Source organism: Mesorhizobium sp. M8A.F.Ca.ET.021.01.1.1 (genome assembly GCF_003998025.1).
Classification (GTDB): Bacteria; Pseudomonadota; Alphaproteobacteria; order Rhizobiales; family Rhizobiaceae; genus Mesorhizobium.
Map to the genome: position 1 here is coordinate 1 of NZ_RZSJ01000184.1, position 10,088 is coordinate 10,088.

Below are 10,088 nucleotides of genomic sequence, written 5' to 3' on the forward strand. Positions count from 1 at the left end.
GCCATGGCGGCGACACCGGAGCTTCATGCCGCCGCCATGGCTGCCCTGCGCGGCTGACATCGCCTGCGGTCAGCGCGACCGTATCGAACGCTGGAATTCCGCCGGCGTACGCCCGTAGACCTGCTTGAACGCGGCACTGAAATGGCTGTGGCTGGAGAAGCCGAGATCCATGCCCAGCGTGGTCAGATTGTCGTAACGGCCAAGCAGGTCAAGCGCACGCGCCAGCCGCAGGCGCAGATGATAGCGGTAGAGCGGCATGGCTTCGACCTGCTGGAACACCTGCGTCAGGTAGACCGGCGAAACGCCGACCTCGACGGCAATCCCGGCCAGCGTCCAGCGCCGTGACAGGTCCGACGACAGCACGAGCTTGGCGCGGTCGACCAGTTTCTGCCGGCCAGGGCTGGCGCCCGCGACATGCGAGGTGCGCTCGCCAAGCGAGCGCCGTACCAGTGTCAGGGCGAGCGTCTCGGCCTCCAGCGTTTCGGCGACCTTGCGGCTCAGGCTGTGGCGCAGCAGCGCCACCAGCGCCTGCGCGCGCGGGTCGATGCGCCGGCGCTGACGACGAAACGCCAGCGTGCCGCCGGAGCGAAGCTGATCCTTCGGCGCCAGCTCCCGCAATTGACCGTCCTCGATGACGAGGTCGAGGCAGGCGTCGCCGCCCTCGATGGGATGGCTGACCTGATAAGGCTCGGCTTCATTGAAGAACAGCAGTTGATTGGCTTCCGCCACCGCGTCGTTGCGGCCGACATGGCGCACGAAGACACCGCGATAGGGAAACACCAGATGCGTGGCCGCGGTGCATTCCTCATCGCTCCTGTGCCGGCACTCGCCGCCGCAGACGACGTCCCTGACCCTGACGGTGCCGGTGTCGAGAAGCGGCTGCACCGTGAATTGCGACATGTCCGTTGCGCTCTTTCCTCGCGCCGGAAACGAGTCCGGAATTGCGGAGACCACTTTACGCAGACGGACTGCCCAGTCCTGTCAGGAGACTTTCGACAGGCGCTTAGCGGCGCCTGAATTCCGCATAGGCCTGGCCACGCGAAAGACCGATGTCCTTGAGCTGTTCGTCGCTCATTTCGAGCAAGGCAAGGCGGCTCCTTCGTTTCTCCATCTGGCGGCCGAACCATCTTGCCGCCGCAATACAGTGGGCACGCAATGACTGCTTGGTGGTCGCTGCGCGGACTGCCGGCGCCCGGCCGGCAAGGCCGTGTACGGTTGTGTGGTCGGGGCGCATCGCTCAATCCTCGCCCGTGCCGGCCGCCGAGGCGCCGGCTTCGTTCAGCGCCTGCGCGCATTCCTCGCAGCAGACCTCGACGGTCTTGCCGCCGACCTTCACGCGGATCGGGTTGGCGTCCAGTTGGCAATCGCAGGCGGCGCAGGTTTTCTCGGTCATGATCTCATCTCCATAGCGTTCAATTCCACGCATGCAGATGAGCATTCCGGAGCTGCCGCGGACTGTCAGAATCTTTAGCAGTTTGCCTACTGGGGACCTGGCCTGTGCGCTCCTCCTGACAACGGGGTGTCAGCTAGGCTATCTCGAAGAGACCTAAGGCACTGGTCAGGCCGTCGGATCGTCCGAGCCGGGGACGAAGGCGTCGAAGGCGGCGAGGAATTGTTCGCGGTAGAGGTCGACTTCCTGCAGGATCTCGTGCTTGGCGCCGTCGATCATCAACAGCGAACCGAGCCTCAGGCTTCTGGCGTATTTTTCCACCGCCTTGGTCGAGACGACCTGGTCGGCGCCGGCGGCGATGATCAGCAGAGGCACTTGGATGCGGGCCATGAAGTCGGGGTCGCTGATGGCTTCAGAGGCCTTCGCCGCCGCCTGCAGCCAGCGGATCGTCGGCCCGCCAAGCGCCAGTTGCGGATATTCTTCATAGATGCGCGTGTTGCGGCGATAGCGCTGTGGATCCGACGTCACCTTGTTGACTTCGAAGGGTAGGGTGTGTCTCGGCCGTGGACCCCACGCGGCATAGAGCCTGCCGAGCCCCAGGGCGCAGAAAAGCGAACAGACCCGGCGCACCGTCCGTATCGAGACCGGCAGGTCGGGCAATGTCAGGAATGGCGCGATCAGCACCATGCGCCGCACGCGGTTGACCATCGACGGCGCGGCAAGCAGCGTGATCACAGCGCCGGCGGAATGGGCAAGGATGTAGTAGGGTCCGCGGCAGTCCGGCAGCACGATCTCCTCGAAGAACTGCTCCAGGTCGGCCGTATAGTCGCGGAACGACCTGACATAGCCGCGCTGACGATCGCGGATCAACCGGTCGGAATCGCCCTGGCCGCGCCAGTCGAGGGTGGCGACACCGAAGCCGCGCGCGGCAAGGTCGCGGATGGTCTCGAAATATTTCTCGATGCACTCGTTGCGGCCGCCAAGCAGCACAACGGTGCCGCGCATTGGACGCGCCACCGCTGCGAACAGGCCGTAACGTATCTTCTTGCCGTCGCGCGTGGTGAAAAAGCCGCCTGTGGCGTTTTCCGGTCGCGGATTGCCTTCAACTTCGTGAAAAAGAGGGGCGTCGTGGAAAAGATCCGTCATTCGGCGCTTTGTGCTCGGCGTCTTTGCGCGCCAGCCTGTCGCGGCTGGCCTCGTCAAGGTGATAGACGCCAATACGTCAAAAGCAAAGCAAATCCGGCTTGTGGAGGACCGCAACGGGGAAGGCCGGAAGCGGCTTTGAGCGCGCTTCCGGCCCCTGTCGATCCGGGAGGAAGGGACGTTAACACCCGGTTCGGCCTCGTTGCGGCACCTCTGGAAAACCGGCGCCGCCAATCCTTGATCTTGAGAGCCACTTTAGCGGCGGCTGTCTGAACGGGCGCCGAAGCGCCGGTTCATCTGCCGTTCATCAAAGGCTGGCCGCCTCATTCTTTTCCGGTCAAACGAAACTTGAAATGCTTTCAAGCGCTCCCCAGATGTGGATTGCGGCCGCCAATGTCGGGGCCGCTGGTCCTCCCGAAACGCCGCTCACGGGTTTCGCACCGGCCATACGCAAACCATGTTGCTCAACAGGAGAACACCTCATGCGTCACGTTGATTTTTCCCCGCTTTATCGTTCGACCGTCGGCTTCGACCGTCTCTTCACGATGCTTGATTCGCTCGCCCAGCCCGATGGCGCGCAGACCTATCCGCCCTACAACATCGAGCGCACTGGTGAGGATTCCTACCGCATCTCGATGGCGGTTGCCGGCTTCTCGGATGACGAGATCTCGATCGAAGCCCACCGCAACGTGCTGACCGTAAAGGGTGAGCGCAAGGACGAGGGCACCGGCGAAGGCTCCGAGCTGCTCTATCGCGGCATTGCCTCCAGGGCCTTCGAGCGCCGCTTCCAGCTTGCCGATCACGTTGAAGTCGTCGGCGCCGCGCTGAAGAACGGCCTGCTCTTCGTCGACCTCAAGCGCAACATTCCCGAAGAGCTGAAGCCGCGCAAGATCGCGATCACCTCGGCTCCGGCCAAGGCCAAGCAGATCGAGGCCAAGACCGCTGCCTAAAGTCTAAAGTCTCCTCCCGAGACGGAAAGCGGCGCCGAAAGGCGCCGCTTTTTTGTTGCCCGGGACACCGGTTAGCCGGCGATCAACTGGCCGAAGCGGTCGACTTCCTCCGAGGTCGTCGCAAAACTGGTGACGAAGCGATAGAGCAGCTCGTCCTCGCCGATATGACCGTCGAAGCCGTGCGGCCTGTGCCAGTCGTAGAAGGCCGCGCCGGCCGCTTGCAGTTTCTCGGCTTGCGTTTTCTTGATCACAGCGAAGACTTCGTTGGCCTGCGGCAGCCACGCCAGCTTGGCCGAGGCCGAATCCTCGATCGCCGCCGCGAGGCGCGCTGCCATGGCGTTGGCATGCCTTGCGGTGTCGAGCCACAGCCCGTCTTTGAAATAGGCTTCGAACTGCGCCGCGACGAAACGCGACTTCGAAAACAGCTGTGCCGCTCGCTTGCGCAGAAAGGCCAATTCCCCAGCGCGGTCGAGATCGAACAGCACGATCGCCTCGGCGCACCAGCAGCCGTTCTTGGTGCCGCCGAAGGACAGGATGTCGACGCCGCGTTTCCACGTCATTTCGGCTGGCGTGGTGTCGAGCGCGGCCAGCGCATTGGCAAAGCGGGCGCCGTCCATGTGCAGCGGCACAGAATGGCGCTTGGCGATCGCCGAGATCGCTTCGATCTCGGCCAGGCCATAGATTGTGCCGACCTCGGTCGACTGGGTGATCGAAACGGCCATCGGCCGGCCCCAATGGACCACCTCGCCGGCGAAACGGCCGATAGCCCTGTCCAGATTGTGTGGTTCGATCTTGCCCAGGGCGCCGTCGACCGCGTGTAGCCGCGCACCGCCGGAAAAATATTCCGGCGCGCCGCACTCGTCCTCGATAACATGCGATTCGCGGTGCGCGAAGGAAATGCCGCCTGGCTTGTTATAGGTCGTCAGCGACAGCGAATTGGCGGCGGTGCCGGTCGCCACGAAGAACACGGCCACCTCGCGTTCGAAAATCTCGCTGAAGCGCCGGTAGACGGCCTGGTCGAGCGCACCGTCGCCATAGGCGGTCGAAAAGCCGGCGGTATGGGCCGAGAGGCCGGCTGCAATGCTTGGGTGGGCGCCTGCCCAATTGTCGGAAGCGAAGAACATGCGTCTGCCTGTGTTGGGAAAATCGCCGGGACCTTGACCGGTTTCATGGTCCGCCCGCAAGAGCCAGCCACCAGAAAACGGGTAAAGCCAGTGTCGGGCCGGCGGCGCCCTCACAGACCGAAGCTTACGTTTTGCAGCCACCTCACGAAATTTTGTGTCGCGACGCGGCCAAGTTTTTTGTGAATCGGTCTTGTATGGGTTCTGGATTTCTGTCATAAAAATTTAGGACAGTAGTGCTGTCTTATTTTGTCGCACAAAACTGGCTGGATTGGCGTATCGTTTAGGCCACTCCGGCTTTTGCCGCGAGCGACAGGTGGACGGACCAGCTCTGGCCTGTACGATACCGGATAGGAACCAGCGGCGCGCCGCCTGGTTCGGCGATTTCGCAAGACGTGCCGCAAGAATGAAGGGCGAGCCCAAGTGCTCGCCAAGGCAAACCAGCGCCCGCAGGCCAATGCCACGTGGCGCGGAACGGAGGATAGAACGATGACGGAATTGACGCTCTCTGCGACGAACGGCCAGGCCGCGCAGACGAAAGCGGCCGCCGTCAAAAATACCTCCATCAAAAATCGCGCGACTACCGGCGGCCTCACCGCTCAGGGGCTCTACGATCCGCGCAACGAGCATGACGCCTGCGGCGTCGGCTTCATCGTCAACATGAAGGGCGTGAAGTCGCATCAGATCGTCAAGGACGGGCTTGCCGTGCTCGAGAACCTGACGCATCGCGGCGCCGTCGGCGCCGATCCGCTGGTCGGCGATGGCGCCGGCGTGCTGGTACAGCTTCCGGATCTTTTTTTCCGTGAGGAGATGGCGGCCCAAGGTATCGAACTGCCACCGGTCGGTCAGTATGGCGTCGGACACTGGTTCATGCCGCAGGATGCCATCCTTCGTGCCCATATCGAAGAGATCATCGCCGAATCGGCGCAGTCCGAGGGGCTGCCGCTGCTCGGATTCCGTGACGTGCCGGTCGACAATTCGTCGCTGTCGAAGGCGCCTGACATCGTCGCGTCCGAGCCGTTCCACCGCCAGGTCTTCATCGGCCGCACGGCCGATATCATCGATGACGAGGAATACGAGGCCAGGCTCTATCTGCTACGCAAGGTCATCTCGGGCCGCATCTACGCCGAGAACGACAACAAGGACATCGGCGCCTATTGCGTGTCGCTGTCGGCGCGCACCATCGTCTACAAGGGCATGTTCCTGGCCTATCAGGTCGGCGCCTACTACAAGGACCTCAAGGACCCGCGTTTCGAAACCGCGCTGATCCTCGTCCACCAGCGCTTCTCGACCAACACCTTCCCGTCGTGGAAGCTGGCGCATCCCTATCGCATGGTCGCCCACAATGGCGAGATCAACACGGTGCGCGGCAACAACAACTGGATGGCGGCGCGCCAGGCGTCGGTCGATTCCGAACTGTTCGGCAACAACATCTCGAAGCTTTGGCCGATCTCCTACGATGGCCAGTCGGATACGGCGTGCTTCGACAATGCACTCGAGTTCCTGTTCCAGGGCGGCTACAGCCTCAGCCACGCCATGATGATGCTGATCCCGGAAGCCTGGGCCGGCAACAAGCTCATGGATGCCGACCGCAAAGCTTTCTACGAGTATCATGCGGCGTTGATGGAGCCGTGGGATGGGCCAGCGGCGGTCGCCTTCACCGATGGCCGCCAGATTGGCGCTACACTCGACCGCAACGGATTGCGTCCGGCACGCTACATCGTCACCGATGACGACCGCGTCATCATGGCTTCGGAAGCCGGCGTGCTGCCGGTGCCGGAGGAGAAGATCGTGCAGAAGTGGCGGCTGCAGCCCGGCCGCATGCTTCTGATCGACCTGGCCAAGGGCCGCATCGTCTCCGACGAGGAGATCAAGTCGGAGATCGCGACCAGGCACCCCTACAAGACCTGGCTCTCCAACACGCAGCTCATCCTGGAAGATTTGAAGCCGGTGGAGCCGCGCGCGCTGCGCAAGGACGTCAGCCTGCTCGATCGCCAGCAGGCATTCGGCTACACCCAGGAAGACACCAAGCTGTTGATGTCGCCGATGGCGACCACGGGCCAGGAAGCAGTGGGCTCGATGGGCACCGACACGCCGATCTCGGCGATGTCGGACAAGTCGAAGCTGCTCTACACCTATTTCAAGCAGAATTTCGCCCAGGTCACCACCCCGCCGATCGACCCGATCCGCGAGGAGCTGGTGATGAGCCTGGTGTCCTTCATCGGACCGCGGCCGAACATCTTCGACCTGGTCGGCAATTCGCGCCGCAAGCGGCTCGAGGTGCGCCAGCCGATCCTGACCAACGGCGATCTCGAAAAGATCCGCTCCATCGGCCATACCGAGGACCGTTTCGACACCAAGACGATCGACATCACCTATGGGTCGAGCGAGGGTGCTGCCGGCATGCAGGGCGCCGTCGAACGTCTGTGCGAGCGGGCCGAAGCAGCGGTCGCCGGCGGCTACAACATCATCATCCTGTCCGACCGCCAGCTTGGGCCGGACCGCATCGCCATTCCGGCACTGCTGGCGACGGCCGCCGTGCACCACCATCTGATCCGCAAGGGCCTGCGCACCGCGGTCGGCCTGGTCGTGGAATCCGGCGAGCCGCGCGAGGTGCATCATTTCTGCTGCCTTGCCGGCTATGGCGCGGAAGCGATTAATCCCTATCTGGCCTTCGACACGCTGCTCGACATGCACAAGCGCGGCGAGCTGCCGGAAGAGGTCGACGCCTATGAAGTGGTGTCGCGCTACATCAAGTCGATCGGCAAGGGCATCCTCAAGGTGATGTCCAAGATGGGCATCTCGACCTATCAGTCCTATTGCGGCGCGCAGATCTTCGATGCCATCGGGCTGAAGACCGATTTCGTGCAGCAGTACTTCACCGGCACCGCGACGCTGATCGAAGGCGTCGGACTTGATGAGGTCGCAGGCGAAACCGTCAGCCGCCACACGGACGGTTTCGGCAGCGATCCGGTGCTGCGCAACAGCCTGGAGGTCGGCGGCGAGTATCTGTTCCGCATGCGCGGCGAGGCGCATATGTGGTCGCCCGACGCGGTCGCCACCTTGCAGCACGCCGTGCGCCAGGGTTCGTGGGACACGTTCAAGGAGTATTCGACGCAGATCGACAGCCAGACGGCCCGCGCCCAGACCATCCGCGGCCTGTTCAAGATCAAGCTGGCGGATGAGAGCGGGCGCAAGAAGGTCGCGCTCGACGACGTCATGCCGGCAGCCGAGATCGTCAAGCGCTTCTCGACCGGGGCGATGTCGTTCGGTTCGATCTCCAGGGAAGCGCACACCACGCTGGCGCGCGCCATGAACCAGATCGGCGGCAAGTCGAACACCGGCGAGGGCGGCGAAGAGGCCGACCGCTATCTGCCGCTGCCTGGCGGCGGCAAGAACCCGGAACGCTCGGCGATCAAGCAGGTCGCCTCGGGACGGTTCGGCGTGACGGCCGAGTATCTCGTCAATTCCGATGTCATGCAGATCAAGGTGGCGCAGGGCGCCAAGCCCGGCGAGGGCGGCCAATTGCCCGGCCACAAGGTCGACGCGACCATTGCCAAGGTGAGGCACTCGACGCCGGGCGTCGGCCTGATCTCGCCGCCGCCGCATCACGACATCTATTCGATCGAGGATTTGGCGCAGCTGATCTACGATCTGAAGAACGTCAATCCGGCGGCCGACGTGTCGGTCAAGCTGGTGTCGGAAGTCGGTGTCGGCACGGTTGCCGCCGGCGTCGCCAAGGCGCGCGCCGACCACATCACCATCTCGGGTTATGATGGCGGCACCGGCGCCTCGCCGCTGACCTCGCTCAAGCATGCCGGCAGCCCGTGGGAGATGGGTCTTGCCGAGACGCATCAGACGCTGGTGTTGAACGGCCTGCGTTCACGCGTGGCGCTGCAGGTCGACGGCGGCCTGCGCACCGGGCGCGACGTCATCATCGGCGCGCTGCTCGGCGCCGACGAGTTCGGCTTCTCGACCGCGCCGCTGATCGCGGCCGGCTGCATCATGATGCGCAAGTGCCATCTCAACACCTGTCCGGTCGGTGTGGCGACGCAGGACCCGGTGCTGCGCAAGCGCTTCAAGGGCACGCCCGAGCACGTCATCAACTTCTTCTTCTACGTGGCGGAAGAGGTGCGGGCGCTGCTCGCCGAAATGGGCTTTACCCATATCGACCAGATCATCGGCGACGCCGACCTTCTGGAAAAGCGCGACGTGATCCAGCACTGGAAGGCGCGCGGGCTCGACTTCTCGAAGATGTTCTACAAGCCGGATGCGCCGCATGAAGCAGTGCATTGGACGGAACGGCAGAAGCACCCGATCGACGATGTGCTCGACCGCAAGCTGATCGAACTGGCCAAGCCCGCATTGGAGGCCAAGCAACCGGTCAAGATCGAGGTGGACATCCGCAATGTCGACCGTTCCACGGGCGCCATGCTGTCGGGTGAGGTGGCCAAGCGCTTCAAGCACAAGGGGCTGCGCGAGGACACGATCCAGGTCAAGCTCACCGGAACCGCCGGCCAGTCCTTCGGCGCCTTCCTGGCACGCGGCGTTTCCTTCGAGTTGGTCGGTGCCGGCAACGACTATGTCGGCAAGGGCCTGTCGGGCGGCCGCATCGTCATCCGGCCGCCGCAAGAAGCCAGGATCGTCGCGGCCGACTCCATCATCGTCGGCAATACGGTGCTCTATGGCGCGACCGAGGGCGAGGCCTATTTCGCCGGGGTCGCCGGCGAGCGCTTCGCGGTGCGCAATTCGGGCGTGGCGGCCGTCGTCGAAGGCGTCGGCGATCATGGCTGCGAATACATGACGGGCGGCGTCGTCGTCGTCATCGGCAAGACCGGCCGCAACTTCGCCGCCGGCATGTCGGGCGGCGTCGCCTACGTGCTGGACGGGGGGGGCGATTTCGCCGAGCGCTGCAACATGGCCATGGTCGAGCTGGAGCCGGTTCCGGAAGAAGACGACCTGATGGAAAAGCTGCTGCACCATGGCGGCGACCTCGACCACAAGGGCCGCGTCGACGTCTCCGGCGACATGACCAGCCATGACGAGGAACGGCTCTACCAGCTGATCTCGAACCACGTGCACTATACGGGTTCGGTGCGCGGCCGCGAGATCCTCGACGACTGGGCGACGTTCCGGCCGAAATTCCGCAAGATCATGCCGGTCGAATACCGCCGCGCGCTGATCGAGATGGAACGCATGCGCATGGGCGTCGCGGCCGAATAGATTATTGAGAATTGCCGGGGAGCCCAGGCTTCCCGGCCCCTTCATCGACAGTTTGACCTCGGGCTCAAGGTTGCCATGGCTGCCTCAAGAGGTTAACGGGTGCGGCGAAAACCGCACCATCTGGACAGCAGGAACTGGACTATGGGCAAGGTAACAGGCTTTCTCGAAATCGACCGGCAGGTGCACAAGTACCAGCCGGCCTCCGACCGCATCCGGCATTTCCGCGAATTCACGCTGCCGATGTCGGACAAGGAGGTCGAG

The 10,088-nt window shown here is 63.6% G+C and carries 7 protein-coding genes; 2 read left to right on the forward strand and 5 right to left on the reverse strand.

Annotated features, from left to right (window positions below):
* Positions 1–69: 69 nt before the first annotated feature.
* The 4 genes from EOA36_RS16315 to EOA36_RS16325 all read right to left on the reverse strand — a co-directional run bounded on the left by EOA36_RS16315 (position 70) and on the right by EOA36_RS16325 (position 2,536).
* On the reverse strand, positions 70–900 hold the full coding sequence (locus tag EOA36_RS16315) for an AraC family transcriptional regulator (RefSeq protein WP_127278506.1): 831 nt from the start codon (positions 898–900) through the stop codon (positions 70–72).
* A 103-nt stretch (positions 901–1,003) separates the two neighbouring features.
* Positions 1,004–1,234: a DUF1127 domain-containing protein gene (locus tag EOA36_RS16320; protein ID WP_127278507.1), complete on the reverse strand. Its 231-nt coding sequence runs from the start codon at positions 1,232–1,234 to the stop codon at positions 1,004–1,006.
* Between the two features lie 3 nt (positions 1,235–1,237).
* Positions 1,238–1,393, reverse strand: coding sequence for a hypothetical protein (locus EOA36_RS37310; RefSeq protein WP_167531297.1), 156 nt, complete (start codon positions 1,391–1,393; stop codon positions 1,238–1,240).
* Positions 1,394–1,558: 165 nt separating this feature from the next.
* Positions 1,559–2,536, reverse strand: coding sequence for an alpha/beta hydrolase (locus tag EOA36_RS16325; protein WP_127278508.1), 978 nt, complete (start codon positions 2,534–2,536; stop codon positions 1,559–1,561).
* Positions 2,537–3,015: 479 nt separating this feature from the next.
* Here EOA36_RS16325 and EOA36_RS16330 point away from each other — a divergent pair, with 479 nt between their 5' ends.
* Positions 3,016–3,483, forward strand: coding sequence for an Hsp20 family protein (locus EOA36_RS16330; protein WP_027142918.1), 468 nt, complete (start codon positions 3,016–3,018; stop codon positions 3,481–3,483).
* A 71-nt stretch (positions 3,484–3,554) separates the two neighbouring features.
* Here EOA36_RS16330 and EOA36_RS16335 read toward each other — a convergent pair whose 3' ends face one another.
* Positions 3,555–4,607, reverse strand: a complete 1,053-nt coding sequence (locus EOA36_RS16335) for a low specificity L-threonine aldolase (RefSeq protein WP_127278509.1) — start codon at positions 4,605–4,607, stop codon at positions 3,555–3,557.
* A 486-nt stretch (positions 4,608–5,093) separates the two neighbouring features.
* On the opposite strand from EOA36_RS16335, the gene gltB reads away from it, so the two are divergent.
* Positions 5,094–9,827 (forward strand): glutamate synthase large subunit, encoded by a 4,734-nt coding sequence (gltB, locus tag EOA36_RS16340; protein WP_127278510.1) that lies wholly within the window; start codon positions 5,094–5,096, stop codon positions 9,825–9,827.
* Positions 9,828–10,088 lie beyond the last annotated feature (261 nt).

Coding starts and splice junctions, on each gene's coding strand:
- gltB (WP_127278510.1), top strand. CDS start 5,094: ATGACGGAATTGACGCTCTCTGCGACGAACGGCCAGGCCGCGCAGACG.
- EOA36_RS16325 (WP_127278508.1), bottom strand. CDS start 2,536: ATGACGGATCTTTTCCACGACGCCCCTCTTTTTCACGAAGTTGAAGGC.
- EOA36_RS37310 (WP_167531297.1), bottom strand. CDS start 1,393: ATGACCGAGAAAACCTGCGCCGCCTGCGATTGCCAACTGGACGCCAAC.
- EOA36_RS16335 (WP_127278509.1), bottom strand. CDS start 4,607: ATGTTCTTCGCTTCCGACAATTGGGCAGGCGCCCACCCAAGCATTGCA.
- EOA36_RS16330 (WP_027142918.1), top strand. CDS start 3,016: ATGCGTCACGTTGATTTTTCCCCGCTTTATCGTTCGACCGTCGGCTTC.
- EOA36_RS16315 (WP_127278506.1), bottom strand. CDS start 900: ATGTCGCAATTCACGGTGCAGCCGCTTCTCGACACCGGCACCGTCAGG.
- EOA36_RS16320 (WP_127278507.1), bottom strand. CDS start 1,234: ATGCGCCCCGACCACACAACCGTACACGGCCTTGCCGGCCGGGCGCCG.